The 25,477-nt window shown below is 71.2% G+C and carries 21 protein-coding genes; 4 read left to right on the top strand and 17 right to left on the bottom strand.

Annotated features, from left to right (window positions below; all coding sequences use genetic code 11):
* Nucleotide 1: 1 nt before the first annotated feature.
* From OG819_RS43945 to OG819_RS44025, 17 genes are all read right to left on the bottom strand, one after another.
* Nucleotides 2–850, bottom strand: a complete 849-nt coding sequence (locus OG819_RS43945) for a TatD family hydrolase (protein ID WP_266654976.1) — start codon at nt 848–850, stop codon at nt 2–4.
* On the bottom strand, nt 850–1,554 hold the full coding sequence (locus tag OG819_RS43950) for an EboA domain-containing protein (protein ID WP_266630933.1): 705 nt from the start codon (nt 1,552–1,554) through the stop codon (nt 850–852). The genes OG819_RS43945 and OG819_RS43950 overlap by 1 nt, the downstream gene beginning before the upstream one ends.
* Nucleotides 1,551–2,522 (bottom strand): sugar phosphate isomerase/epimerase family protein, encoded by a 972-nt coding sequence (locus OG819_RS43955; protein WP_266654978.1) that lies wholly within the window; start codon nt 2,520–2,522, stop codon nt 1,551–1,553. The genes OG819_RS43950 and OG819_RS43955 overlap by 4 nt, the downstream gene beginning before the upstream one ends.
* On the bottom strand, nt 2,519–3,496 hold the full coding sequence (locus tag OG819_RS43960; protein ID WP_266654980.1) for an SCO3242 family prenyltransferase: 978 nt from the start codon (nt 3,494–3,496) through the stop codon (nt 2,519–2,521). The genes OG819_RS43955 and OG819_RS43960 overlap by 4 nt, the downstream gene beginning before the upstream one ends.
* Nucleotides 3,493–4,626 (bottom strand): inositol-3-phosphate synthase, encoded by a 1,134-nt coding sequence (locus OG819_RS43965; protein WP_266655567.1) that lies wholly within the window; start codon nt 4,624–4,626, stop codon nt 3,493–3,495. The genes OG819_RS43960 and OG819_RS43965 overlap by 4 nt, the downstream gene beginning before the upstream one ends.
* A 112-nt stretch (nt 4,627–4,738) precedes the next feature.
* Complete coding sequence (locus OG819_RS43970) at nt 4,739–6,082, bottom strand: ThuA domain-containing protein (protein WP_266654982.1); 1,344 nt, start codon at nt 6,080–6,082, stop codon at nt 4,739–4,741.
* Between the two features lie 15 nt (nt 6,083–6,097).
* Nucleotides 6,098–8,611: a PQQ-dependent sugar dehydrogenase gene (locus OG819_RS43975; protein ID WP_266654984.1), complete on the bottom strand. Its 2,514-nt coding sequence runs from the start codon at nt 8,609–8,611 to the stop codon at nt 6,098–6,100.
* 80 nt (nt 8,612–8,691) lie between these two features.
* A complete protein-coding gene (locus OG819_RS43980) occupies nt 8,692–9,696 on the bottom strand; it encodes a sugar phosphate isomerase/epimerase (RefSeq protein WP_266630913.1) in 1,005 nt (334 codons plus the stop codon).
* Between the two features lie 13 nt (nt 9,697–9,709).
* Entirely contained in the window at nt 9,710–10,978 is a 1,269-nt protein-coding gene (locus tag OG819_RS43985) for a Gfo/Idh/MocA family protein (RefSeq protein WP_266654986.1), read from the bottom strand.
* 52 nt (nt 10,979–11,030) lie between these two features.
* Nucleotides 11,031–12,089, bottom strand: a complete 1,059-nt coding sequence (locus OG819_RS43990) for a substrate-binding domain-containing protein (protein ID WP_266654988.1) — start codon at nt 12,087–12,089, stop codon at nt 11,031–11,033.
* A gap of 20 nt (nt 12,090–12,109) precedes the next feature.
* Nucleotides 12,110–13,132: an ABC transporter permease gene (locus tag OG819_RS43995; RefSeq protein WP_266654991.1), complete on the bottom strand. Its 1,023-nt coding sequence runs from the start codon at nt 13,130–13,132 to the stop codon at nt 12,110–12,112.
* Nucleotides 13,129–14,646, bottom strand: coding sequence for a sugar ABC transporter ATP-binding protein (locus OG819_RS44000; RefSeq protein ID WP_266654993.1), 1,518 nt, complete (start codon nt 14,644–14,646; stop codon nt 13,129–13,131). The genes OG819_RS43995 and OG819_RS44000 overlap by 4 nt, the downstream gene beginning before the upstream one ends.
* 194 nt (nt 14,647–14,840) lie before the next feature.
* Nucleotides 14,841–16,022 carry an ROK family transcriptional regulator gene (locus tag OG819_RS44005; protein WP_266428252.1) on the bottom strand — a complete coding sequence of 394 codons (1,182 nt, stop codon included), beginning with the start codon at nt 16,020–16,022 and terminating at the stop codon, nt 14,841–14,843.
* Nucleotides 16,023–16,267: 245 nt separating this feature from the next.
* Nucleotides 16,268–16,942, bottom strand: a complete 675-nt coding sequence (locus OG819_RS44010; protein WP_266634855.1) for a GntR family transcriptional regulator — start codon at nt 16,940–16,942, stop codon at nt 16,268–16,270.
* Nucleotides 16,943–17,116: 174 nt separating this feature from the next.
* Entirely contained in the window at nt 17,117–18,064 is a 948-nt protein-coding gene (locus OG819_RS44015; RefSeq protein ID WP_266630899.1) for a beta-ketoacyl-ACP synthase III, read from the bottom strand.
* A gap of 158 nt (nt 18,065–18,222) precedes the next feature.
* Nucleotides 18,223–18,360, bottom strand: a complete 138-nt coding sequence (locus OG819_RS44020) for a hypothetical protein (protein ID WP_165853968.1) — start codon at nt 18,358–18,360, stop codon at nt 18,223–18,225.
* Entirely contained in the window at nt 18,326–19,663 is a 1,338-nt protein-coding gene (locus tag OG819_RS44025; protein ID WP_266654995.1) for an OFA family MFS transporter, read from the bottom strand. The genes OG819_RS44020 and OG819_RS44025 overlap by 35 nt, the downstream gene beginning before the upstream one ends.
* 232 nt (nt 19,664–19,895) lie before the next feature.
* Between OG819_RS44025 and OG819_RS44030 the strand changes: the two genes are divergently transcribed.
* Genes OG819_RS44030 through OG819_RS44045 form a run of 4 tightly spaced genes read left to right on the top strand, consistent with a single transcriptional unit; the run spans nt 19,896 to nt 25,477 of the window.
* Nucleotides 19,896–20,867 carry a 2-dehydropantoate 2-reductase gene (locus OG819_RS44030; protein WP_266654997.1) on the top strand — a complete coding sequence of 324 codons (972 nt, stop codon included), beginning with the start codon at nt 19,896–19,898 and terminating at the stop codon, nt 20,865–20,867.
* Nucleotides 20,864–22,783: a molybdopterin oxidoreductase family protein gene (locus OG819_RS44035; RefSeq protein WP_266630894.1), complete on the top strand. Its 1,920-nt coding sequence runs from the start codon at nt 20,864–20,866 to the stop codon at nt 22,781–22,783. Before OG819_RS44030 ends, OG819_RS44035 begins: the two co-directional genes overlap by 4 nt.
* Nucleotides 22,784–22,787: 4 nt before the next feature.
* Nucleotides 22,788–24,620, top strand: a complete 1,833-nt coding sequence (locus tag OG819_RS44040; protein ID WP_266654999.1) for an NADH-ubiquinone oxidoreductase-F iron-sulfur binding region domain-containing protein — start codon at nt 22,788–22,790, stop codon at nt 24,618–24,620.
* Nucleotides 24,617–25,477 (top strand): 2Fe-2S iron-sulfur cluster-binding protein, encoded by an 861-nt coding sequence (locus tag OG819_RS44045; protein ID WP_266630890.1) that lies wholly within the window; start codon nt 24,617–24,619, stop codon nt 25,475–25,477. Before OG819_RS44040 ends, OG819_RS44045 begins: the two co-directional genes overlap by 4 nt.

Below are 25,477 nucleotides of genomic sequence, written 5' to 3' on the forward strand. Positions count from 1 at the left end.
CTCACTCCCCGCCGCGGAGGATGGAGTTGCCTGCGTGGGTGATGTCGGGGGTGGTGACGTCGAGGTTCAGCCGTCCGCTGAGGCCGTAGAAGGCGAGGGGGTTGCGCCACAGCACTTGGTCGACGTCGTCGTCGGTGAACCCGGTGGCCAGCAGGGCGTCGGCGACGCGGCGGGTCTTGAGGGGGTCGCTTCTGCCCCAGTCCGCGGCCGAGTTGACGAGTACCTGCTCCGGCCCGTACTCCCTCAGGACGGCGACCATGCGTTCCTCGTCCATCTTGGTGTCGGGGTAGACGGAGAAGCCCAGCCAGCAGCCGCTGTCCTTGGCCTCCTTGACGGTGTTCTCGTTGAGGTGGTCGACCAGGACGCGGTCCGGAGAGAGGGCGGACTCCCGGACGACGTCGAGGGTGCGGCGCAGGCCAGCCTGCTTGTCGCGGTGCGGGGTGTGGACGAGCGCGGGGAGCTCGTGGTCGGCGGCGAGTTGCAGCTGGGCGGCGAGGGCGGTGTCCTCGGCGGGGGTCATCGAGTCGTAGCCGATCTCGCCCACGGCCACGACCTGGTCCTTGACGAGATAGCGGGGCAGTTCGTCGAGGACGGGGACGCAGCGGGGGTCGTTCGCCTCCTTGGGGTTGAGGGCGAGCGCGCAGTGGTGGGCGATGCCGTACTGGGCGGCGCGGAAGGGTTCCCAGCCGAGAAGGGAGTCGAAGTAGTCGAGGAAGGAGGCGACCGAGGTGCGGGGCTGGCCGAGCCAGAAGGAGGGCTCGACGAGGGCGCGGACACCGGCGGTGTACATGGCCTCGTAGTCGTCGGTGGTTCGTGACGTCATGTGGATGTGGGGGTCGAAGATGCGCATCAGGACTCCTTGCGGGCTGTGCGGGAGCCGCCGCACGGGCCGGCGGGGGCGGCGGTGGGCTCGGTCAGTGCCAGGACGCGGTACAGGTCCTCGGGGACGGGACGGTCCGCGGCGGTGCGTTCGCGCGCGTAGTCGCCGAGCATCCGGGCGAGTTCGGCGTCCGCGTGGGCGCGCGGCGCGAGGTCGGCCACGACGTCCACGGGTACGCCGGTGAACAGGCATTTGAGGACGGCGTGCCGCCAGGTGTGGGCGTCCAGGTGGCGGGCGGCGTAGGGGCCGAGGGCGGCGGCGACGAGCCGGGTGTCGTTGGTACGCAGGGCGTCCTCGACGAGGGGCAGTGCGTCGGGGCCGGGCACGAGGTGGGGCAGGGCGTGCAGGACGGCCCGGCGTTCGGCGGCCGTGCCCTGCCGGTAGACGCGGGCGAGTGCGTCCGGGTCGGCGCGGGCGGCGTGCAGGAGGAGCACGCGGGCGGCGTCGGCGTGCTCGGGACCGCAGCGGCGGCCAGCCTCGGCGATGCGCAACTCCCAGATGGAGATGGGTCCGTGGGTGCCGGGGTGGTCGGCGGCCTCGTCGAGGGCCTGGTCCAGCCAGGCGCGGGCGGTGGGCGCGAGGGAGGTGTTCAGGCGGGCGTGCAGGGCGGCGAGGGCGGGTTCGGCCGGGTGGCTCGCCGTGCTGCCGTGAGGTGCGTGTGGGTGGTGGTTCACGGGGTGCTCCCTTCGGCGCCGTCGGGGATCGCCCGGGCCGCGCGGTGGAGGAACGGGAGGGACTGTGCGGCGAAGTGGGGGCCCGCGTGGGAGTGGCGGGGCAGTTCGACGACGGTCAGCGCCTGGTAGCCGGTGGCGGCCAGGGCTTCGAGTACGGGCGGGAAGTCGATCTCCCCGTCCCCGAACGGGAGGTGTTCGTGGTGGCCGCGGCGCATGTCCTCGATCTGGACGTGCCGCAGCAAGGGCGCGGCGGCGCGGACGCAGTCGGCGGGCGGCAGGGGCTCCAGGCACTGGCAGTGGCCGATGTCGAGGGTGAGGCCGAGAGCGGGCGGGTCGCCGAGGAGACGGCGGAGGTGGTGGAAGTCGGCGAGGGTGGCGAGGAGATGGCCGGGTTCGGGTTCGACGGCGAGCGGGATGCCGGCGTGGGTGGCCGCGTCCAGCACGGGGGTGAGTGCCTCGGCGAGGTGCTTCCAGGCGATGTCCTCGGCCGGGTTGGCCGTGGCGGCCGGGTTGGCTGCCTCGGCCGTGTTGGGTGGGTTGGCCGTCGCGGCCATATCGGCCGGGAGTACCCCGCTGAAGCAGTGGACGGCGTGGGCGCCGAGGTCGGCGGCGATCCGGACGGCGCGGATGAGCAGGTCGACGCGGCGGGCCCGGTCGGCCGGGTCCGGGTCGAGGAGCGAGGGGCCGTGCTTGCGGCGCGGATCGAGGACATAGCGGGCGCCGGTTTCCACGGTGACGCCGAGACCGAGGGTGTCCAGTCTCCGGGCCACCTTCCGGGTGCGGGCGGCGAGGTCCGGGGCCAGGGGGTCCAGGTGCATGTGGTCGAGGGTCAGGCCGACGCCGTCGTAGCCGAGGTCCGCGAGGAGTGCGAGGGCGTCGTCGAGGCGGAGGTCGGCGAGGCCGTTGGTGCCGTAGCCGAAGCGGAGGGGGTGGGGGCCGGGGTTCGTGGGCCGGGGTGTTGTGGTCATGTGACGCTCACCCTTCTCGCGAAGTGGCGGGCCGCCGGGGCGAGGGCGGCCGTGAGAAGGGCGGAGGTCAGGGCGCCGGAGCGGGCCGCGAGGGCGGCCTGGAGGGGGATCATGGCGCGGATTCCGCCGCCGACGGCTCGCTGGGTGAGCGGGGGTGAGGGGTTGAGGGCGGCGTGGAGGAGGGGGCGGCCCGAGGTGGTGACGAAGGCGGCGGTGAGGGCGGTGTGCAGGGCGTCCGCGGCGGGGCGCCGGGAGGGGACTGTCCCCGAGGCCCTCTGGGTCCGCAGAGCCTGCGGAGCCTTCGTCAGCCTCCAGGCCAGCGTGCCCGTCGTGGCGAGCGCGGCCAGCGGTGCGAGCGGCGAACCTCCGCGGGTCTCGCCGCGGGACACCGTGGTCACCGCGAGGGTGTGGGTGGCCAGGGTCAGCGCCGCGGGCAGGGCGGGGCGGGCGCTGCCGCCGGTGGCCGTCGCGCCGAGGAGCAGGTCCAGGCCGCGCGCGGTGGCCATCGCCGCCGGCCCGGCGGGGGTTCGCTTGAGCGCGAGGTCGTACGCCCACACGGTGGCCGCGAGAGGGGCCGCGACCGTGAGGGCCGGGCGTCCGGCGCGTGCCGCCAGGGCCAGGCCCGCCGCCGTGAGGGCGCCTGCGGCGGCCAGGGCCGCGGATGGTCGGATGCGTCCGGACGGCAGCGGGCGGTGCGGGCGTTCGAGGGCGTCCTCGGTCCGGTCGGCCCAGTCGTTGAGGGCCATGCCCGCCTCGTACAGGCAGAGGGAGGAGGCGATGGCGAGCAGGGTGCGGGGGTCGGGGCGGGCACCGGTGGTCGCGGCTCCGGCGAGGGCGTCGCCCGGGACGGTGAACAGGGCGGGCAGGCGTAGGAGTTCGGCCCAGGCCCTGGCGGGTCTACTCGCTCGCGGGCTCCGGTTCGGCGTCGGGCTCGTCGTGGACGGTCGGTCCGGTCTGCGGGAGTGCGGCGTCATCGGGTCTCCCCGGGGAGTGTGCGGAGCCGCCCCGCGAGACCCGCGAGGGCCGCGTACTGCTCACCCAGCGCCGCGGGCCCGTCTCCCACCGGGTCCTTGAAGTAGAAGCCGAGTTCGCTCAGAGGGCCCGAGAGACCGGCCTCGTGCGCGCGGGACACCAGGCGGGCGAGGTCGAGGACCAGGGGCGCCGCCAGTGCGGAGTCGCAGCCCTGCCAGGTGGTCTGGAGGATCATCCGGGTGCCGAGGAAGCCGTCGAAGGCGATGTGGTCCCAGGCGGTCTTCCAGTCGCCGAGGGCCGGTACGTCGTCGATGTGGACCTCGCCCTGCGGGGCACCGCCCAGGGTGTCCGCGAGGACGCGTTCCTTGCCGGCGTTCTTGGCCGCGGCGGCGGCCGGGTCGGCGAGGGAGGCGCCGTCACCGCCGCCGAGCAGGTTGGTGCCGGACCAGGCGCGGACCGCCAGCGCGCGCTGCGCGAACATCGGGCCGAGCACCGACCGCAGCAGGGTCTGGCCCGTCTTGCCGTCGCGGCCGGCGTACGGGAGGCGGCTGGAGCGTGCCGGCGAGGCCAACGCCGGGTGGTGCAGGCCGGTGGACGGGGTGAAGTTCACGTAGGGGCAGCCGACCGCCAGCGCTGCCGCCGCGTAGAGCGAGCTCGGGGGCAGGGCGGGGCCCACCGGTGCCGGTTCGGTGGAGGCCACGTTCACCACGACCGCCCGGGTCAGGTCCCGTCGTCGTACGAAGTCGCGCAGGTCGGCCGCGAAGGCGTCCACCAGTTCGGACTCGTCCCGTGTGTCGCCGGGGGCGGGGCCGCCGGGGCGGATCTCCGCGTCGGCGGCCTCCAGTTCGGCCGCGATCGCCGCGGGGAGGCCGTGCGGGAGGACACCGCCGGCGGCCAGTGCCTCGGCCCGTTTCGGCAGGGGGCAGTCGATGGTGTCGTGGCCGCCGAAGACGAGGGAGGACAGGGTGGGCAGGCCGCACTCGGCGAAGAGGGATGTCTCGGTGACCATGCCCGTCGGGGGGTGCAGGCCTGCGGTGAGAGCCGCGCAGCCCGCGATGACGGTGGTGGCGACGGAGCCGCGGGCTCCGATCAGCCACACCCCCACCCGAGGTTCGGAAAGCGACGCGGGCATGGGTGACATGGGCAGCCTCCTTGTCGTACGTCAGCCACACAGGGGGGAGGAGAGAGAATCGCGGTGGAGCGAGACGGCGGGCGGGGGTCCGGCGTCCCCCGCCCGCCGCCGGTCAGTCGCCCTTCGCGGGCAGTTCCTTGATCCGGACGTCGCGGAAGGACACCTGGTCGTCGGCTCCGTGGTTCTGGAGGCCGATGTGTCCGTCGCGCAGGCTTCGTACCGGATCGGTGTTGGTGAAATCGTTGATCTTCACGCCGTTGAGCCAGACGCGGAGGCGCTCGCCCTCCACGCGGATCTCGTACGTGTTCCACTCCCCCGGCGGGTTCAGCGCGCGGTCGCGCTTCTTGAGGTCGGCGGACTGGAAGCTGTACACGGCCCCGGTGGTGCGGTCGGGGGCGTCGGTCGCGTCGATCTGGATCTCGTAGCCGTTGTCGACGGCCGACCAGGGGTCGTCGGACTCCGGGAACCCGACGAACACTCCGGAGTTGTCGTCCCCGGCCACCCGCCAGTCCAGCTTCAGCGAGTACGAGCCGAACCCGGAACCGGCGTACCAGAGCATCCCCAGGCCGTCGTGCGACGTCAGCGTGCCGTCGTCGCTCAGCGAGAACGAACCAGGGCCCGCCTGTTTCCACGCCGCCAGCGACCCGGCCGTGCCGTCGAAGAGCGGCCGGTAGCCGTTCTCCGGGCGGCAGTCGGCCTGGGCGGCGCCGATGGCGTACCGGATGCCGCCCAGCAGGTGCTGCCGGAAGGCGGGTTCGGCGTAGGACTCCTTGGTGTGGCCGCCCCCGGTGTAGAAGGCGCGGCCGCCCCGGTACTCCTGGCACCAGGCGATCGGATGGTCGCCGCTCATCGTGCCGCCGGTGTACGAGGACTCGTCGAGCGAGGCGAGGACGTGGGCCCGCTCGCGCGGATTCGAGCGGTAGTTGTACCACTCGTCCGTGCGCTCCCAGGATCTCGGGAGCTGCGAGGTCGCCGGGTGGGACCGGTCCTCGACGGTGACCGTCGCGGGCTGGATCGCGGGGTGCGACTGGAAGTACGCGCCCGCGAGGCCGCCGTAGAAAGCCCAGTCGTACTCGGTGTCGGCGGCCGCGTGGATGCCCACATAGCCGCCGCCCCGCTTGATGTACCGCTCGAAGGCGGCCTGTTGGGTGGTGTCGAGGACGTCACCGGTCGTCGAGAGGAAGACGACGGCGTCGTACCGCGCCAGGTTGCGTGCGGTGAAGGCGCCTGCGTCCTCCGTGGTGTCGACCGTGAAGCCGCCCGTGGCACCCAGCTCCCGTACGGCCGCGATCCCCTCGGGGATCGAGTCGTGCCGGAAGCCCGCGGTCTTCGAGAAGACCAGCACCCGGCTCCTGTCGGGACCGTGCGCGCCCTTCGACGCCGCCGGTCCCGACACACAGCCGAGGAGCAGGGCGGCAGCGGCACCCACGGTCAGCATGCGTACCGATGTGCGCATGACCGTCACCCCCCGTCAGCTCGTCGTGAAGGTGAAGTCGTCCACGTCGTAGAGCGCTCCGGTGCCGCTCCCCTTGAAGACGAGGTAGAGCGTGGTGGTGCCGCGCGGGGCGTGTGCGAGATCGGCGCTCACGTCCTGGAAGGTGTCCCAGCCGCCCGTCACCGGTACGGTCGCCCGGCCCAGCGTGCGGCCGGTCGGGGAGCCCGCGCGGATCTCGAGGGTGCCGCCCGCGCCGGCGGAGGAGACGCGTGCCGTGATCTTCTTGGCGTCGCTCAGGGAGTAGGGCGTGAAGGAGATCCAGTCGCCGTTGTCGATGTCGCCGACGGTCTTGCCGCCGTGCGTGGTGGCCTTGGACTGGACGGTGATGCCGGAGGCCTCGCCATAGTGCTCGGCCTGGCGGTGCTTGGGCTGGAGCACGTTCTGGTCGTGGGTGGTCAGCGGGGCCTGGCCGCCGCCTCCGCCGTCGGTGTACTCGGCGTCGAGGACTCCGAAGATGTTGGCGTCCTCGTCGTGGCCGCCGTCGGCGCTGGTCTGGAGGGTGCCGGAGCAGCCGTTCGCCGAGGTGAGGGGGTGGCCGTGGCTGTCGTGGCCGAGGATGAAGGTGACCTTCACCTTGGCGCAGTCGATCGCGCGGCCGTCCTCGGGGTCGGTGACCTTCACCTTGAACGGCACCGGGTCACCGAAGCTGAACAGCTGGCCGTCACGCGGTTGTTCGATCACGACCTTGGGCGCGGTGTTGCCGACCACGATCTGCACGCTCGCGCTGCCGGTGCGACCGGTCACGTCCTTGGCGGTCACCGTCGCCGTGTAGGTGCCGTTCGTCCTGTACTTGTGGGACGGGTTCGCCGCCGTCGACGTGCCGCCGTCGCCGAAGTCCCAGGTGTAGGTGAGGGCGTCGCCGTCCGCGTCGGACGAACCGGCCGAGGAGAAGCTGACCTTGAGAGCGGCCTGCCCCGAGGTTCGGTCGGCCGCGGCCTGTGCGACGGGCGAGTGGCCGTCGGTGGCGTTCTCGATGCGGTAAAGGCCCGAGTTCTCGTCGCCGCCGAACCAGGCGGTGCCGTAGTCGAGGACGTACAGGGCGCCGTCCGGGCCGAACGCCATGTCCATCACCTGCGTGCCGGTCCACGGTACGGAGTTGATGGACTGCACCGTGCCGGTGGAATCGCTCGCGATGCGCTTGATCCAGCGGCGGCCGAACTCTCCGGCGAAGAAGTTCCCGTCGTACGCCTGTGGGAACTTCACGGGCGAGTCGAGCGTGGCGTCGTAGTGGTAGACCGGGCCGCCCATCGGGGACTCCGAGCCGCTGCCGAACTCCGGGACGGAGGCGCCGTCGTAGGGGATCCACGCGGGCTGGGCCGGGGGCAGGTCCGTCAGCCCCGTGTTGTGCGGGGAGGTGTTCTTCGGGGCGTCGCAGTCGAAGGCGGCGCCGGAGGTCTTCGTCGCGAAGTCGTAGTCCACGTAGGCGTCGTTCTTGCCCGTGCAGTACGGCCAGCCGAAGTTGCCGGGGCCGGTGACGCGGGCGAACTCGACCTGGCCGCCGGGGCCGCGCGCCGGGTCGGCCGCGCCCGCGTCGGGGCCGTAGTCACCGACGTAGACGATGCCCGTCGCCTTGTCGACGCTGAAGCGGAACGGGTTGCGGAAGCCCATCGCGTAGATCTCGGGCCGTGTCTTATTCGTATCGTCCGTGCCGGGCGGGAAGAGGTTTCCGTCGGGGATGGAGTACGACCCGTCGGTGTTCACCTTGATGCGCAGGATCTTGCCGCGCAGGTCGTTGGTGTTGCCGGCCGAGCGCTGGGCGTCGAAGACCGGGTTGCGGTCGGGGCGCTCGTCGATGGGTGTGAAGCCGTCGGACTGGAAGGGGTTGGAGTCGTCCCCGGTCGACAGGTACAGGTTGCCCGCCGCGTCGAAGTCGATGTCGCCGCCGACGTGGCAGCAGATGCCGCGGGTGGCCTGGACGTCGAGGATCTTCTTCTCACTGGCGGTGTCGAGGGTGCCGTCCGTCTTGAGGACGAAGCGGGAGAGACGGTTGACGCCGTCGAAGGGCGCGAAGTCGGCCGCCGTGCCCGTCTCGGGGGCGTCGCCCGCCGGGGTGTTCAGGGGCGGCGCGTAGTAGAGGTAGATGAAGCGGTTACTGGCGAACCCCGGGTCTATGCCGACGCCCTGCAGACCTTCCTCGTCGTGCGTGTAGACGTCGAGCTTGCCGGCGAGCCTGGTGTTTCCGGCCGCGTCGGTGAGGCGGAGTTCGCCGTCGCGCGAGGTGTGCAGGACCGAGCGGTCGGGGAGCACGGCGAGCGACATGGGCTCGCCGACCTCGGGCTCGCCCTTGGCGAGCGTGACCTGCTGGAAGTCCTCTGCCGCCGCCGCGTTCCCCGGGTCGGCGACGGCTGCGCCGGCCGGGGGTGCGGTGAGGGTGAGCGAGGCGGCCGCGAGCAGCGCGCCGCTCAGCAGGGCGAGCGCTCGGCGGAATACGGAGCGTCGTCTGTGGGTCTCGGTTCTGTCGGTGCGGGTGGCGCGGTCTTTCCCGTGCACGAATGCCTCCAGAAAGGGGCTGGTTGTACGAGCGGGTGCTTGCGCCGGGGTGCGCCGTCACCCCGGAGACACAGGAGAAGTCAGTCGTTGCCGCCGAACGCCGCGTCGAAGGATGCCGACGGCGGCTCGAAGTCGTACGCCTTGAGGCGGGTCAGGGCCTCGGGTGCGCCCTGGAGCCGGTCCATGCCGGCGTCCTCCCACTCGACGGAGACGGGGCCGGTGTAGTCGATGGAGCGGAGCATGCGGAAGACGTCCTCCCAGGGGACGTCGCCGTGTCCCGCCGACACGAAGTCCCAGCCGCGCCGGGGGTCGCCCCAGGGCAGGTGCGAGCCGAGGCGCCCGTTGCGGCCGTCGAGACGCTTGCGGGCTTCCTTGCAGTCGACGTGGTAGATGCGGTCGCGGAAGTCGTAGAGGAAGCCGACCGGGTCCAGGTCCTGCCACACGAAGTGCGAGGGGTCGAAGTTCAGACCGAACGCCGGACGGTGGTCAACTGCCTTCAGGGCGAGCTGCGTCGTCCAGTAGTCGTAGGCGATCTCGCTCGGGTGGACCTCGTGCGCGAACCGGACGCCCTGCGCGTCGAAGACGTCCAGGATGGGGTTCCAGCGCGTCGCGAAGTCCTCGTAGCCGCGCGCGATCATCGACTCGGGGGCGGGCGGGAACATCGCGACCAGGTGCCAGATCGCCGAGCCGGTGAAGCCGATGACGGTGTCGACGCCGAAGGCCGCCGCGGCGCGCGCGGTGTCGGCGATCTCGGCGGCGGCCCGCTGCCGTACGCCTTCGGGCTCGCCGTCGCCCCAGATCCGGGCGGGCAGGATCGCCTGGTGCCGCTCGTCGATGATGGCGTCGCAGACGGCCTGGCCGACCAGATGGTTGGAGATCGCCCAGCACTTGAGGCCGTACTTGTCTAGGAGCGCGTGCCGGGAGTGGATGTACGAGGGGTCCGCGAGCGCCTTGTCGACCTCGAAGTGGTCGCCCCAGCACGCGAGTTCGAGCCCGTCATAGCCGAAGTCACGGGCGAGGTGGCAGACGTCCTCGAGGGGCAGGTCGGCCCACTGGCCGGTGAAGAGTGTGAAGGTGCGCGGCATGTCCGGGGCCTCCTCAGACCGCGATGGGTGTGTAGACGGAGTTCTTCTCGGCGCTCTCCTCCACCGCCGCGAGGACGCGCTGCACCCGCAGCCCGTCGGCGAAGGACGGTTCGGGTCGCCGGCCCTCGCCGATGGCCCGCACCAGGTCGCGGGCCTGGTGGGTGAAGGTGTGCTCGTAGCCGAGTCCGTGGCCCGGCGGCCACCAGGCGTCCAGGTAGGGGTGGTCGGGCTCGGTGACGAGGATGCGGCGGAAGCCCGCGTGTGTGCCGGGCTCGGTGTGGTCGTGGTACGAGAGTTCGTTGAGCCGTTCCAGGTCGAAGGCGAGCGAGCCGCGCTCGCCGTTGAGTTCGATGCGCAGCGAGTTCTTGCGCCCGGTCGCGAAGCGGGACGCCTCGAAGGAGGCGAGGGCACCGGAGGCGAAGCGGCCGGTGAACAGGGCGGCGTCATCGACGGTGACCGTGCCGACTCCGCCCGCCCGCGGGCTCGTCTCCGACACCGCGGACAGACCGCTCGACGCTCCGGCGGGCCGCGGGCGCTCCCGTACGAACGTCTCGGTGAGCGCCGAGACCCCGACGACCGGCTCGCCCGCCAGATACTGGGCGAGGTCGACGATGTGGGCCCCGAGGTCGCCGAGCGCACCCGATCCCGCGAGCTCCTTGCGCAACCGCCAGGTGAGCGGGAACTCCCGGTCCACCAGCCAGTCCTGAAGGTACGTCACCCGTACGTGCCGCAGGTCTCCGAGCCGCCCCTCGGCGACCATCTTCCGGGCGAGTGAAGTCGCGGGGAGTCGGCGGTAGTTGAAGCCGACCATGGACATCTGGCCGCGGGCGAAGGCCGCCTCTGCGGCCTCCGTCATCGCCCGCGCCTCCTCGACCGTGTTCGCGAGGGGCTTCTCGCACAGTACGTGTTTGCCGGCGGCCAGGGCGGCGAGGGCGATCTCGGCATGGCTGTCACCAGGGGTGCAGATGTCGACGAGGTCGACGTCGTCCCGGGCGATCAGGGCCCGCCAGTCGGTCTCGGCCGCCGCCCAGCCGTGCCGGTCGGCCATGGCCCGCACCGCGCTCGCGTCCCGGCCGCAGACGGCGGCGAGGACCGGGCGGCGCGGCAGGTCGAAGACGCGGCCCACGGTGCGCCAGCCCTGGGAGTGGGCGGCGCCCATGAAGGCGTAACCGACCATGCCCACGCCGAGCGTCGGCTTGCCCGCGTTCGACCCGGCCGCCTCGGCCCCGGGTGCGAGCCCCGCCTCCACCCCGGCTGCCTCGCCCTGGTGCGGCTGTCCCATACGGATGTCCTCCTCGTCGTCGTGACGCTGTGGGGGGTGTGAGCGGGACGGATCACCTGAAGCCGGTGGACATGTACTGGCCGACGTTGTCCTTGTCGACGACGGCCGAGTAGAGCGTGAGCGAGGCCGGGATCTCGAACTCGGCGAGACCGCCGATCCCCTTGCCCTGGCCCAGCGCGCGAGCGAGGTCGATCGCGGAGGCGGCCATCGTCGGCGGGTAGAGGACGGTGGCCTTCAGGACGCTGTTGTCGGCGTCGATGGCCTGGAAGGCGGAGAGCGCGCCCGCCCCGCCGACCATCAGGAAGTCGTCGCGCCCGGCCTGCTTGATGGCACGCAGCGCGCCCACGCCCTGGTCGTCGTCGTGGTTCCACAGGGCGTCGAACTTCGACTGCGCCTGCAGGAGTTGAGCCATCTTGGCCTGTCCGGACTCGACGGTGAAGTCGGCTGCCTGACGGGCGACCTTCTTGATGTTGGGATAGTTCTTCAGGGCCGCGTCGAAGCCCTGGGTGCGCTGCTTGGTGAGTTCCAGGTTGTCGAGCCCGGCGAGTTCGATGACCTTGGCGTCCTGCTTGTCCTTCAGCTTCTCACCGATGTAGTGGCCGGCGCTGAGGCCCATGCCGTAGTTGTCGCCGCCGATCCAACAGCGGTACGCCTGCGGGGTGTTGAAGATGCGGTCGAGGTTGACGACCGGGATGCCCGCGCGCATCGCCTTCAGACCGACCTGGGTGAGGGCCTTGCCGTCGGCGGGCAGTACCACCAGCACGTCGACCTTCTTGTTGATCAGTGTCTCGATCTGGCCGATCTGCGCGGCCGTGTCGTTGGAACCCTCGGTGATCTCCAGCGTCACGTCCGAGTACTTCTTGGCGCGGCTCTTGGCGTTGTCGTTGATCGCGTTGAGCCAGCCGTGGTCGGCCTGCGGGCCCGCGAAGCCGATGGTGACGTGCTTGCCGGGCTTGTCGTCGGCGGCCGGCCGACTGTCCGCGGCCGGCTTCTCGTCCTTGGTGTCGTTGCTGGTGCAGCCGACCAGGAGGGCGCCGGCCGAGGCGGCGGCGGTTGTGAAGAGGAGTCCTCTGCGGCTCGTGAAGCTGGTGGAGCTCGTGGATTCTGGCATGGCGGTGGGCCCTTCCCGTGTCAGGTGGTGCTTGCTGCCGTGCGCCGCTGGACCAGGACCGCGGCGACGATGATCGCTCCCTTGGCGATCTGCTGGACGTCGCTCTGCAGGTTGTTCAGCGCGAAGATGTCGGTGATCGTGGTGAAGATCAGGACACCGAGCACCGAGCCGGTGATGGTGCCGCGGCCCCCGCTGAGCAGGGTCCCGCCGATGATCGCGGCGGCGATGGCGTCGAGTTCGTACAGGTTGCCGTTGGTGTTCTGGCCGGAGCCGGACAGGATGATCAGCAGGAAGGCGGCGATGCCGCAGCACAGTCCGGAGAGCAGGTAGAGGTACAGCCGCTGGCGTCGTACGTCGATGCCGGCGAGCCGGGCCGCCTCCGCGTTGCCGCCGACCGCGACCGTGCGGCGGCCGAAGGTGGTGCGGTTGAGAATCAGCCAGCCGATGATCGTGACGACGGCGAAGACCAGTACCAGCGGTGGGATACCGAGAATGTACGAGTCACGTTCGCCGAGCTTCAGGATCCCGTCGATGCTGACGATCTGGGTCTTGCCGTCGGTGATCTGCAGGGCGAGGCCGCGGGCGGAGGCGAGCATGGCGAGCGTCGCGATGAACGGGACCATCCCGCCGTATGCGATGAGCAGGCCGTTGACCAGGCCGCACCCCACACCGACGAGTACCGCGGTGAAGAGGACGCCCGCGAAGCCGTACTCCTGGGTGGCGACCGTCGTGGCCCACACCGAGGACAGCGCGACGATCGCGCCGACCGACAGGTCGATGCCTCCGGAGGTGATGACGAAGGTCATGCCGACAGTGACCACGCCGATCACCGAGGCCTGGGTGAGGACGAGTTGGAGGTTGCGGGTGTCGAGGAACTCGTCGGGCTTGGTGATGCCTCCGATGACGATCAGGGCGACGAGCACTCCGAGAAGTGAGAGGGTGCGGACGTCGGCGCGGGCCGCGAGGGAGCGCCACGCGGGGAGTTCGCCCATCGGCGACATCTTGTCGGTGCTGCCCCGGGGCGGGGACACGGGCTGCGTCATGACGCCGGGCTTCCTTCCATGACAAGGTCGAGTACGCGGTGTTCGTCGAGCTCCTGGGCGGGCGCCGTGTGCACGACGCGGCCCTCCCTGAGCACCAGCACGCGGTCGGCGAGCCCCAGCACCTCGGGCACCTCGCTCGACACGAGCAGCACGGCGAGGCCTTCGTCGGCGAGGCGGCGGATGACCGCGTACAGCTCGGCGCGGGCGCCGACGTCGACACCGCGGGTCGGTTCGTCGAGCAGCAGGACGCGGCAGCCACGCAGCAGCCAGCGGGCCAGGACGGCCTTCTGCTGGTTGCCGCCGGACAGCGTCCGGATCGGGACGGACGGGTTGTTGGGGCGCAGCGACAGCTCGCGTGTCGCGGCACGGGCGGCGCCTCGCTCTGCGCTCCGGTCGATCCAACCCCCACGTGAGAAGCGCGACATGGAGGACACGGACACATTGCGGGTGACGGACTCCAGCATGAGCAGGCCCTGTGCCTTGCGCTCCTCGGGGGCGAGTCCGAGTCCGGCGCGGACGGCGGCGCGTACACTTCCGGGCCGCAACACCCTGCCATCGACGCTGACTCGACCGGCCGTCGACTTTCGGGCCCCGTAGATCGTCTCCAGGATCTCGGAGCGCCCGGAGCCGACGAGCCCGGCCAGGCCGACGATCTCGCCGGGGCGCAGTTCGAGGTCGAGGGGCTCGAACTCGCCCGCCCGTCTCAGTCCTTGGACCGTAAGCACCGGCTCGGACGTGGGCCCTCGCGTGGGCCGCTGCGGGAAGAGGTACTCGACGTTGCGGCCCGTCATGAGCGCCACCACCTCGCGGGTGGGGGTGGACTTCGCGGGCAGCCCGCCGGCCACCGCGCGGCCGTCCTTCAGTACGGTCACCCGGTCGCCGATGCGGCGGATCTCCTCCAGCCGGTGCGAGATGTAGACGACGGCGACGCCGTCCGCGGTGAGGTCGCCGACGATACGGAAGAGGTTGTCGACCTCGTCGGGGTCGAGGGCCGCGGACGGCTCGTCCATGACGATGAGGCGTACGTCGTGGGAGAGTGCCCGTGCCATGGAGACGATCTGCTGCTGGGCGGCCGACAGCTCACCGACGAGGCGCGCCGGGTCGATCTCCGGGTGGCCGAGTCGGCGTAGCAGCTGCGCCGTTGACGCCTTGGCCGCCTTTCCCCGTACGACGAAACCGGCCGCGGTGGGTTCATGGCCGAGGTGGACGTTCTCGGCCACCGACAGGCCCTCCACCAGGTCCAGTTCCTGGTAGATGGTGGCAATGCCGAGGCGCATGGCGGCGATCGGGGAGCGCAGCGTGACGGGTTCGCCGCGCCAGCCGATGGTGCCGCCGTCGGGCTGGTGGGCGCCGGCCAGGACCTTGATGAGGGTGGACTTCCCGGCCCCGTTCTGGCCGAGCAGACAGTGGACCTCGCCGGCCTGGACGTCGAGGTCGACGCCGTCGAGGGCCCGGACTCCGGGGAACGACTTGGTGATGCCGGACATGGTGAGCAGCGGTGGTTCTGGTGCCATGACGGTTCCCCTTGGCGGGCGTGCGGGCCGGTTTCAGGGTGATGCGCCCGCGGAGCGGGCGTTTTCGGGCAGGGCAGAGCAGGGCGCTGTACAGCTGGGGCGACTTTGGTGAGGTGACTTCTGGTGTGGTGACCTTTGGTCAAGCGACTTTTGGTGCGGCTCTGGCAGGAGTGCTTCGTGTGGCTCCGGCAGGGTTACGCGGGCGAGAACAAGTGGTCGCTGATGAGCCGGGCCGCGCCGATGACCCCGGCGGCCGGCCCCAACTCCCCCAGCACGATGGGAAGGTTGCCGGTCGCCAGTGGCAGCGACTGGCGGTACACCTGCGTGCGGATCGCGGCGAGCAGCGTATGGCCGAGGCCGGTGACGCCGCCGCCGATCACCACCAGACCCGGGTTGAAGAACGAGACGAGGCCGGCGATGACCTGCCCCGTGCGGTTGCCGCCCTCGCGGATCAGCCCGAGGGCGGTGGCGTCGCCCGCGGCGGCCGCGGCGGCGACGTCGACGGCGCTCAGTGTGCCCGCCGCCTCCAGCCGCGCGGCGAGCTCCGCCGAAAGCCCCTGCTGGGCGGCCTCCGTGGCGTCTCGGGCGAGCGCGGCCCCGCTGAAGTGGGCCTCCAGGCAACCCCGGTTGCCGCAGGCGCACGGACGCCCGTCGGGCACGGCCTGGATGTGTCCGATGTCGCCGGCGCTGCCCGTCGTACCGCGGTAGACCTCACCGCCGACGACGATGCCGCAGCCGATGCCGGTACCGATCTTGACGCAGAGGAAGTCGCCCACGGAACGGGCGACGCCCGCGTGCTGCTCCCCCATCGCCATCAGGTTCACGTCGTTGTCGACCATGACGGGGCAGCCCAGGTCCTGGCTGAGCGCCTCACGGACGGGGAAGCCGTCCCAGCCGGGCATGATCGGCGGTGCGACGGGAACTCCCTCGGGGAAGCGGACCGGGCCCGGGACACCGATCCCGGCGCCGTCGAATCCCTCCGCGAGCCCCGATGACCTCAACTTGGCCGCCATGGCCAGGACTTGCTCGAAGACGGCGACCGGGCCCTCGCGTACGTCCATGGGCTGGTTGATGTGCCCCAGGACCTCCAGTTCCGCGTTGGTGACGGCCACGTCGATCGAGGTCGCCCCGATGTCGACGCCGAGGAAGCGCAGCGCCGGGGCGAGCCGGATGTTGTGGGAGCGGCGGCCGCCGCGGGATGCGGCGAGGCCGTCGGCGACCACGAGCCCGGTCTCCAGGAGCCGTTCCACCTCGACGGCCAGCTTCGACCGGGAGAGGTCGACCTGATCGCCGAGCTGGGCACGGGAGTTGGGTCCGCCGTCGCGCAGCAGGCGCAGCAGTCGCGCCTGGTGCGCGTTCGCGGGTCGTGCCGTCATGCGTCTCACGAGCCCCTCCCCGCCTCAATCGGCCAGCGTCCAACGGATTTTGGCCACATCACTGTGGCTTGCTTTCGATGGGAACGTAGCAGCGGCTGCCGGGAGTGGGAAGAAGTCACGCAGAGATTGCCCTCAACTTTCTCCACTGAGTGGACAAAGCGGGGTCCGGGACACGACGAGGCCGGCTCACAGGGCGGACACCCGAATGAGGTGGGTTACTTCTTGGGGGCTACTTCTCGGGTGGGCTACTTCTCGCGCTCGTGGTACGTCTTGCGCGTGTGCTCCGTGTGGGCGCGCATCACCTGGGTGGCTCGGGGTTCGTCACGGGCGGCGATGGCCGCGATGAGGTCGCGGTGCTCGATCCAGGACTGGTGGCCGCGCTGCCGGGCGACCGGGGTGTAGTACCAGCGGACCCGGCGGTCGACCTGGTGGGCCAGCTCGGCAAGGACGGTGTTGCCGGCGAGCTCCATGACCTTCGCGTGGAAGCGGGCGTTCAACGCGACCGCGCCGTCCACGTCGTCGGCGGCGACCGCGCGCTCACCCTCGGCGCAGAGCTCCTCGAGGGCGGTGATGCCGGCGGTGCCCGCGTTGGCGGCGGCGAGCCGGGCGGCCTCGGCCTCGAGCAGCGTACGGACCGTGAGGAGCTGGTCGGCCTCCTCCTCGGTCGGCTCGTGCACGAAGGCGCCCTGGGCGGGCCGAAGATCGACCCACCCCTCCGTGTTCAGCCGCTGCAGCGCCTCGCGGACCGGCTGCCGGGAGACCCCGAGGTGCCCGGCGAGCTCGCTCTCGACCAGGTGCTGGCCCGGCTGGAGGGCGCGGGTCGTGATGAGTTCGAGCAACGCCTCATAGACGCGGTCGCGCAGCGGGCCGGGCCGTTCGAGCTTGGGCACCGCCCCCGGCGGCAGTCCTGTCGACAACATCATGGTCCCCTCCTGCCGAGCCATCCCGCCACTGCCACTGCCACCGTCACCGTCGCTGTCGCCGGAAAGCACGTGTCAAAAGACAGTATCGATTGTCTTTCGTCTACAGTCTACGGCGCACCGTGGCCAGGCCCAGGGAGAGTCGGACTCGTCACACCGGGTTGTCAGTGCACGTCAGGGGCAGCGGACGACCTGTCCCGCGTACGAGAGGTTGCCGCCGAAGCCGAAGAGGAGCACCGGGTCGCCGGTGCTGATCTCGCCGCGTTCGACGAGCTTGGAGAAGGCGAGCGGGATGCTGGCGGCGGAGGTGTTGCCGGAGTCGACGACATCGCGCGCGACGACGGCGTTCACGGCGCCGATCTTCGCGGCGAGGGGTTCGATGATGCGCAGGTTCGCCTGGTGCAGCACGACCGCGGCGAGGTCCTCCGGCGCGAGCCCGCCCCGCTCGCAGGCCTGCCGGGCGATCACCGGGAGCCGTGTCGTCGCCCAGCGGTAGACGCTCTGCCCCTCCTGCGCGAACCGCGGGGGCGTGCCCTCGATGCGCACGGCGCGCCCCATCTCGGGCACCGATCCCCACAGCACCGGCCCGATCCCCGGCTCGGTGCCCGGGGCGGCGGCCTCGACCACCGCGGCTCCCGCCCCGTCCCCGACCAGGACACAGGTCGTACGGTCGCTCCAGTCCGTGACCTCGGACATCTTGTCCGCGCCGATGACGAGGGCACGGGTCGCCGCCCCCGCGCGCACGGCGTGGTCGGCGGTGGCGAGCGCGTGCGTGAAGCCCGCGCAGACCACGTTGACGTCCATGGCGGCCGGGGAGGGCACGCCGAGGCGGGCGGCGACCCGGGCGGCCATGTTCGGGGAGCGGTCGATCGCCGTGGACGTGGCGACCAGCACCAGGTCGATGTCACCCGCGGTCAGACCCGCCGCCGCGAGCGCCTTGGCCGCGGCGTGCGTGGCCAGCTCGTCGACGGGCTCGTCGGGACCGGCGATGTGGCGCGTGCGGATGCCCACCCGGCTGGTGATCCACTCGTCACTGGTGTCGACCAGGCCCGCCAGGTCCTCGTTGGTGAGTACCTTGGCGGGCTGGTAGTGGCCGACGGCCGCGATGCGTGAGCCGTTCATTGGGGGGTCTCCCTCGATGCCTTGGGTAGGGGGATCCTCCAGTCTGATCAGTGACTCACGGGTACGACGGCAGGTGTTGCCACAGGAAAGCGGCATCAGGCTTGTCGGCTTCTGTCAGACCCTCGGACGCCCGAACACCGTCCGCACGCGTACGCCCCTCACCCCGTGAACAGCTGCTTCGCCTTGAGTACGAGCTCATACAGGCCGTAGCACAGGGGCGCCCCCACCCACAGCCAGGCGAAGGCGATGAGTGGACGGCGGTCAGGCGGACTGCTGGGGCTGGACGGAGTCGTCATCGGCGGCCTCCCTCGGGGCGGGGATGTGGTGGCGGGCATCGACGGGTCGCACCAGCTCGTTGGCGACGAACCCGACGACCAGCAGCCCGATCATGATCAGGAACGAGGTGTCGTAGAGCGCCGCGCCGTGCTTGCCCGCCTCCTTCTGCCGGTCCGCGATCCAGTTGACGATCAGCGGACCGAGGACGCCGGCCGTGGACCAGGCGGTGAGCAGTCGGCCGTGGATGGCGCCGACCTGGTAGGTGCCGAAGAGGTCCTTCAGGTAGGCGGGGACGGTCGCGAAGCCGCCGCCGTAGAAAGAGAGGATCACCAGGGCGCAGATGATGAACAGGGGCTTGGAGGAGTCCCCGAACTGGGAGATCAGCAGATACATGATCGCGCCCACGCCGAGGTAGACGCGGTAGATGTTCTTGCGGCCGATCAGGTCGGAGGTCGAGGACCAGCCGATCCGGCCCGCCATGTTCGCGGCCGAGAGCAGCGCCACGAAGCCCGCGGCGGCGGAGACCGACACCGGGGTGGAGGTGTCCGCGAAGAAGTCCGTGATCATCGGGGCGGCCTTCTCCAGGATGCCGATGCCCGCGGTCACGTTCATGCAGAGCACGACCCACAGGTACCAGAACTGCGGGGTCCGCACGGCGCTGTTGGCGGACACCTGCACCCCGTCCAGGGGCCCGGGCGCGGCCTTCACCGGCGCCTTGTCGCCGCGCGGTACCCGTACCAGCAGGACGCCGAGCGTCATGAAGACGGCGTACGACAGCCCGTGCACGAGGAAGGCGAGCGCGATGCCGGAGGAGTCGGAGCCGAAGGACTTGAGCATCTGCGCGGACCACGGCGAGGCGATGAGCGCACCTCCGCCGAAGCCCATGATCGCGATGCCGGTGGCCATGCCGGGCCGGTCCGGGAACCACTTGATCAGGGTCGAGACGGGGGAGATGTAGCCGATGCCGAGGCCGATCCCGCCGACGAAGCCGTAGCCGAAGACGATCAGCCAGTACTGCTCGGTGGCGGCGCCGAGCGAGGCGATCAGGAAGCCGGTGGAGAAGCAGACCAGGGCGACGGTCATCGCCCAGCGCGGTCCGTTGCGCTCGACGAGGGTGCCGCCGAACGCGGCGGACAGTCCGAGCATGACGATGCCGAGCTGGAAGGGCAGCGCGCTCTGGGTCCCGCTGAGGCCGAGCGCGGATTCGAGCGGCGGCTTGAAGACGCTCCAGGCGTAGGCCTGGCCGATGGAGAGGTGGACGGACAGCGCGGCGGGCGGGACGAGCCAGCGGCTCCAGCCGGGTGGCGCGACAGGGGGACTCATGATCCCGGACGATAGGAAGCGGTTGCCCGGTTGTGAAGCCGTTCGACACCAACTCGTCGACGGTATGCGGTGAGCGGTATCCATCGCGCGACGAACGGTCGGTCGGTCCTCACGGAGGCCTGCCAAGGTGCTGCGCGAAGTCTTGCTGCCCCAAGTCACATACTGTAGACAATATTTCGTCGACAGAGTTCGGCAGTTCCTCGGTACCCTCGACCGAACGGAGCGAGCCACAGTGAAAGTCGCCGTTCTCGGCGCCGGTGCGATCGGCGCCTACGTCGGCGCCGCGCTGCACCGCGCCGGCGCCGATGTGCACCTCATCGCCCGTGGACCGCATCTTGCGGCCATGAGGCAGCACGGAGTCCAAGTCCTCAGCCCGCGCGGCGACTTCGCCGCGCGCGCCCATGCCACCGACGACCCGGCCGAGGTCGGCCCGGTCGACTACGTCCTGCTCGGCCTCAAGGCCAACTCGTACGCGGCGTGCGGGCCGCTGATCGAGCCTCTGCTGCACGACACCACGGCGGTGATCGCCGCCCAGAACGGCATCCCCTGGTGGTACTTCCACCGGCACGGCGGCCCGCACGACGGCCACCGTGTGGAGAGCGTGGACCCGGACGGCGCGGTCAGTGCGGTGCTCGCGCCCGAACGGGCCATCGGGTGCGTCGTGTACGCCGCGACCGAGCTGGAAGGACCGGGAGTCGTACGGCACTTGGAGGGCACCAGGTTCTCCGTCGGTGAGCCCGACCGTTCCCTGTCCGAGCGGTGCACGGCGTTCAGCGAGGCCATGACGGCCGGGGGCCTCAAGTGCCCCGTCGAACGGGACCTGCGCAACGACATCTGGCTCAAGCTGCTCGGCAACATCTCCTTCAACCCGATCAGCGCGCTGGCCCGCGCGACGATGCGGCAGATGTGTCTGCACGGCGGCACCCGCAAGGTCATCGAGATCATGATGACCGAGACGCTCGCGGTCGCCGAGGCGCTCGGTTGTGAGGTGGGCGTCTCCATCGAACGGCGGCTGGCCGGCGCCGAGCGCGTCGGTGACCACCGCACCTCCACGCTCCAGGACCTGGAGCGCGGCAAGCCGCTCGAACTGGACGTACTGCTGGCGGCGGTCGTCGAGCTGGCGGACATCACCGGCGTCGAGGTGCCCACCCTGCGCACCGTCCACGCCATCTCGGACCTGCTCGCGCTGAGGAGCGCCGCATGAGGAAACGTGAATCGAAGATCTACACCCGGCTCACGCACCCCCTGGTGCGTGACGCGCGCGACGAGCCCTTCCGGCGGGCCACCTGGGACGAGGCCCTGACCCGCGCGGCGGCGGGGCTGAGTGCCGCCCGGGGCGCCTTCGGCCTGTTCTCGTGCGCCCGCGCGACCAACGAGATGAACTACGTGGCCCAGAAGTTCGCCCGGGTCGTGATGGGCACGAACAACGTCGACTCCTGCAACCGCACCTGCCACGCCCCGAGCGTCGCCGGCCTCTCCGCCGCCTTCGGCTCCGGCGGCGGCACCTCCTCGTACGCGGAGGCGGAGGAGACCGACCTCATCGTGATGTGGGGCTCCAACGCCCGCTTCGCGCACCCGATCTTCTTCCAGCACGTGCTGAAGGGGATCAGGAACGGCGCCCGGATGTACGCGGTCGACCCGCGCCGTACGTCCACGGCCGAGTGGGCGGAGAGCTGGCTCGGGCTGAACGTCGGCACCGACATCCCGATGGCGCACGCGATCGGCCGCGAGATCATCCACGCGGGCCTCGCCAACCACGCCTTCATCGAGCGGGCCACCAGCGGCTTCGAGGAGTACAAGGCGCTCGTCGAGCCCTGGACGCTGTCGCTGGCCGAGAAGGTGACGGGCGTACCGGCGGCGGCGATACGGCAGTTGGCGCACGCCTACGCACGGGCCGAGCGCGCCCAGCTGTGCTGGACCCTCGGCATCACCGAGCATCACAACGGCACCGACAACGTCCGCGCGCTGATCAACCTGTCCCTGCTGACGGGGCATGTCGGCCGCCACGGCTCCGGACTCCAGCCCCTGCGCGGGCAGAACAACGTGCAGGGCGGCGGCGACATGGGCGCCATCCCCAACCGCCTCCCCGGCTTCCAGGACATCCTCGACCCCGGGGCGCGGATGAAGTTCGAGTCCGCCTGGGACACCGTCATCCAGCCGCACTACGGGCTGAACCTGACGGAGATGTTCGACGCCATGGAGGAGGGCACGCTCAAGGCCGTCTACTGCATCGGTGAGAACCCGGCGCAGTCGGAGGCGGACAGCGAGCAGGCGGTACGGCGGCTCGGTGCCCTCGACTTCCTCGTCGTGCAGGACATATTCCTCACGAAGACAGCCCAGTTGGCGGACGTCGTGCTGCCCGCGACCGCCGGATGGGCGGAGACGGAGGGTACGACCACCAACAGCGAACGGCGCGTGCAGCGCGTACGCGCCGCGGTGACTCCGCCCGGTGAGGCCCGTGAGGACATCGACATCCTCTGTGACCTCGCCGCGCGCCTCGGCCACGACTGGAAGTACGCCGACGCCGAGGCCGTCTGGAACGAGCTGCGGTCGGTGTCGCCGGACCACTACGGGATGACGTACGAACGCCTGGCAAAGCACCAGGGCATCCAGTGGCCCTGCCCCGACACCGCGCGCCTCGAACCCACCTACCTGCACGGCCGGTTGTGGGCGTCCGACCCCGCCGAGCGCGGACGGCCCGCACCCTTCGGGCTGGTCCAGCACGACCCGCCCGTCGACCTGACGGACGAGCGGTACCCGATCCGGCTCACCACCGGGCGGCGGCTCGACTCGTACAACACCGGGGTGCAGAGCGGCGGTTTCGCCTCGCCGCTGCGGCGCGGCGAATACGTCGAGCTCTGCCCGGAGGACGCGGAGCGCTACGGGGTCGTGGTGGGCGAGAAGGTCCAGGTCTCCTCGCGCCGGGGATCGGTCGTGGCACCCGTGTGGATCGACACGGCGCTGCGGCCCGGACTCGCGTTCATGACCATGCACTTTCCCGACGAGGTGGACACCAACCAGCTGACGATCGAGGCGAACTGCCCGATCGCGGGGACGGCGGAGTTCAAGGCGTCGGCCATCCGGATCGAGAAGCTGCCGGTCGCGATTCAAGTGAGGTGATGTGGTGGATCTGCACTTCGGTGACAGCAAGCCGACGGACGAGGAGCGGGCGGCGGTCGACGCTCTGCTCGGCCCTCCGCAGTCCTCGTGGGAGGGCGCCGCCCGCGATGAGATGAGGGCCGCCGACCTCAGGTGGGCGCGCGGCGGCCGGGAGGCACGGGAGCGCCGCGACCTGCTGTTGCCGGGGCTGCACGCCGTCAACGACCGGATCGGCTGGATCAGCGAGGGTGCGCTCGACTATCTGTGCCGCCGGCTGACCGTGCCGCCGGCGGAGGCGTACGGGGTCGCGACCTTCTACGCGATGTTCTCGGTGAAGCCGCGCCCCGCGACCGTGCTCCACGTGTGCACGGACCTCGCGTGCGCGGCGGCGGGAGCGGCGGAGCTGTGCGCCGGGGTCGAGGCCCGCCTCGGGCCCGGCAGCGGCGTCGGCGTCGAACGCAGCCCCTGCCTGGGTCTGTGCGAGCGCGCTCCGGCGGCTCTCGCGGTCAGGGCGGGCGATCCGGTGCGTACGGCCGTCTCGGCGCCCACCACCGTCGCGTGGGCGACGGAGGCGGCGAGCGCCCCCGACTCGGCGCCCGAGGAGCCCCCCGCGGCCTTCGCGGTGCCCCAGGCGGGCGATCCCTCCCTCGTGCTGCTGAGCCGTGTCGGCGTGGTCGACCCCGCCTCGCTCGACGACTACCGGGCGCACGGCGGGTACGCGGCGCTGCGGCGGGCCTTCGCACTCGGGCCGGCCGGGGTCATCCGCGAGGTCACCGACGCGGGCCTGGTCGGACGTGGCGGCGCTGCCTTCCCCACCGGCCGCAAATGGCAGGCCACGGCGTCCCAGCCCGACCGTCCGCACTACCTGGTGTGCAATGCCGACGAGTCCGAGCCGGGCACCTTCAAGGACCGGGTCGTCATGGAGGGCGACCCGTACGCGCTCGTCGAGGCGATGACGGTCGCGGCGTACGCGATCGGCGCGCACAAGGGTTACCTCTATCTGCGCGGCGAGTACCCGCGCGCCCTGCACCGCATGGAGCACGCCATCGGGCAGGCACGCGCGCGTGGCCTGCTCGGCGACGACGTCCTCGGCCACGGGTACGCCTTCGACATCGAGATCCGGCGGGGCGCGGGTGCGTACATCTGCGGCGAGGAGACCGCCCTGTTCAACTCGATCGAGGGGTACAGAGGAGAGCCGCGTTCCAAACCGCCCTTCCCTGTGGAGAAGGGTTTGTTCGGCAAACCCACTGCCGAGAACAACGTCGAGACCCTGGTGAACGTCCTGCCGATCCTGACGAGGGGGGCCGAGGCGTACGCGGCGATCGGCACCCCGGGCTCCACCGGTCCGAAGCTGTACTGCGTGTCGGGCACCGTGGACCGGCCTGGGATCTACGAACTGCCGTTCGGATCGACCCTGGGCGAGCTGCTCGCACTGGCGGGCGTACGTGAGCGGCTGCGCGCGGTGCTGCTCGGCGGCGCGGCGGGCGGCTTCGTACGCCCCGACGAGCTGGACATCCCGCTCACCTTCGAGGGCACCCGGGCGGCGGGCACGACCCTCGGCTCGGGCGTGGTCATGGCCTTCGACGACACGGTCCCGCTCCCCCGCCTCCTGCTGCGCATCGCCGAGTTCTTCCGCGACGAGTCGTGCGGGCAGTGCGTGCCGTGCCGGGTCGGGACCGTACGGCAGGAGGAGGCGCTGCACCGGATCGCCGAGCGGACCGGCGCGGCGGCCGCTGACGACATCGCCCTGCTCAGAGAGGTCGGCCGCGCGATGCGGGACGCCTCGATCTGCGGTCTCGGGCAGACCGCGTGGAACGCCGTGGAGTCCGCGATCGACCGCTTGGGGGCCTACGAATGACCGCGATACCGCTGGGAGTGCCGCGTCGGCTCGTCGAGTTCACCCTCGACGGGCAGGAGACCAGGGTTCCCGAGGGCTCGACGATCCTGGACGCCTGCCGGGCGGCGGGCAAGGACGTCCCCACCCTCTGCCAGGGCGACACGCTCACCCCCAAGAACGCCTGCCGGGTCTGTGTCGTCGAGCTCGAGGGCGCCCGGACCCTCGTCCCGGCCTGCTCCCGCAAGGCGGAGCCGGGCATGGAAGTGCGGACGGACACCGAGCGGGCCCGCCACAGCCGCAAGATCGTCATCGAGCTCCTCGCCTCCTCGGTCGACCTGTCGACCACCCCGAAGGTGGCCGGGTGGATCAAGGAGTACGAGGCCAAACCGGACCGTTTCGGCCCCGACGCGGCGCGCCTCGACGAGGAACCGAAGATCGACAACGACCTCTACGTCCGCGACTACGACAAGTGCATCCTCTGCTACAAGTGCGTCGACGCGTGTGGCGACCAGTGGCAGAACACCTTCGCGATCTCGGTCGCGGGGCGCGGTTTCGACGCCCGGATCGCCGTCGAGCACGACGCCCCGCTGACCGACTCGGCGTGCGTGTACTGCGGCAACTGCATCGAGGTGTGCCCGACGGGGGCGCTGTCGTTCAAGTCGGAGTTCGACATGCGGGCCGCGGGTACATGGGACGAGTCGGCGCAGACCGAGACGACGACGGTGTGCGCGTACTGCGGTGTGGGCTGCAACCTCACCCTGCACGTGCAGGACAATGAGATCGTCAAGGTCACCTCCCCGCACGACAACCCGGTGACCCACGGCAATCTCTGCATCAAGGGCCGCTTCGGCTACCAGCACGTACAGAACCGGGACTGA

This window comes from Streptomyces sp. NBC_01549 (genome assembly GCF_026339955.1).
Classification (GTDB): domain Bacteria; phylum Actinomycetota; class Actinomycetes; order Streptomycetales; family Streptomycetaceae; genus Streptomyces.

Coding starts and splice junctions, on each gene's coding strand:
- OG819_RS43945 (WP_266654976.1), bottom strand. CDS start 850: ATGCGCATCTTCGACCCCCACATCCACATGACGTCACGAACCACCGAC.
- OG819_RS43955 (WP_266654978.1), bottom strand. CDS start 2,522: ATGACCACAACACCCCGGCCCACGAACCCCGGCCCCCACCCCCTCCGC.
- OG819_RS43960 (WP_266654980.1), bottom strand. CDS start 3,496: ATGACGCCGCACTCCCGCAGACCGGACCGACCGTCCACGACGAGCCCG.
- OG819_RS43965 (WP_266655567.1), bottom strand. CDS start 4,626: ATGCCCGCGTCGCTTTCCGAACCTCGGGTGGGGGTGTGGCTGATCGGA.
- OG819_RS43970 (WP_266654982.1), bottom strand. CDS start 6,082: ATGCGCACATCGGTACGCATGCTGACCGTGGGTGCCGCTGCCGCCCTG.
- OG819_RS43980 (WP_266630913.1), bottom strand. CDS start 9,696: ATGCCGCGCACCTTCACACTCTTCACCGGCCAGTGGGCCGACCTGCCC.
- OG819_RS43985 (WP_266654986.1), bottom strand. CDS start 10,978: ATGGGACAGCCGCACCAGGGCGAGGCAGCCGGGGTGGAGGCGGGGCTC.
- OG819_RS43990 (WP_266654988.1), bottom strand. CDS start 12,089: ATGCCAGAATCCACGAGCTCCACCAGCTTCACGAGCCGCAGAGGACTC.
- OG819_RS43995 (WP_266654991.1), bottom strand. CDS start 13,132: ATGACGCAGCCCGTGTCCCCGCCCCGGGGCAGCACCGACAAGATGTCG.
- OG819_RS44000 (WP_266654993.1), bottom strand. CDS start 14,646: ATGGCACCAGAACCACCGCTGCTCACCATGTCCGGCATCACCAAGTCG.
- OG819_RS44005 (WP_266428252.1), bottom strand. CDS start 16,022: ATGACGGCACGACCCGCGAACGCGCACCAGGCGCGACTGCTGCGCCTG.
- OG819_RS44010 (WP_266634855.1), bottom strand. CDS start 16,942: ATGTTGTCGACAGGACTGCCGCCGGGGGCGGTGCCCAAGCTCGAACGG.
- OG819_RS44015 (WP_266630899.1), bottom strand. CDS start 18,064: ATGAACGGCTCACGCATCGCGGCCGTCGGCCACTACCAGCCCGCCAAG.
- OG819_RS44020 (WP_165853968.1), bottom strand. CDS start 18,360: ATGACGACTCCGTCCAGCCCCAGCAGTCCGCCTGACCGCCGTCCACTC.
- OG819_RS44025 (WP_266654995.1), bottom strand. CDS start 19,663: ATGAGTCCCCCTGTCGCGCCACCCGGCTGGAGCCGCTGGCTCGTCCCG.
- OG819_RS44035 (WP_266630894.1), top strand. CDS start 20,864: ATGAGGAAACGTGAATCGAAGATCTACACCCGGCTCACGCACCCCCTG.
- OG819_RS44045 (WP_266630890.1), top strand. CDS start 24,617: ATGACCGCGATACCGCTGGGAGTGCCGCGTCGGCTCGTCGAGTTCACC.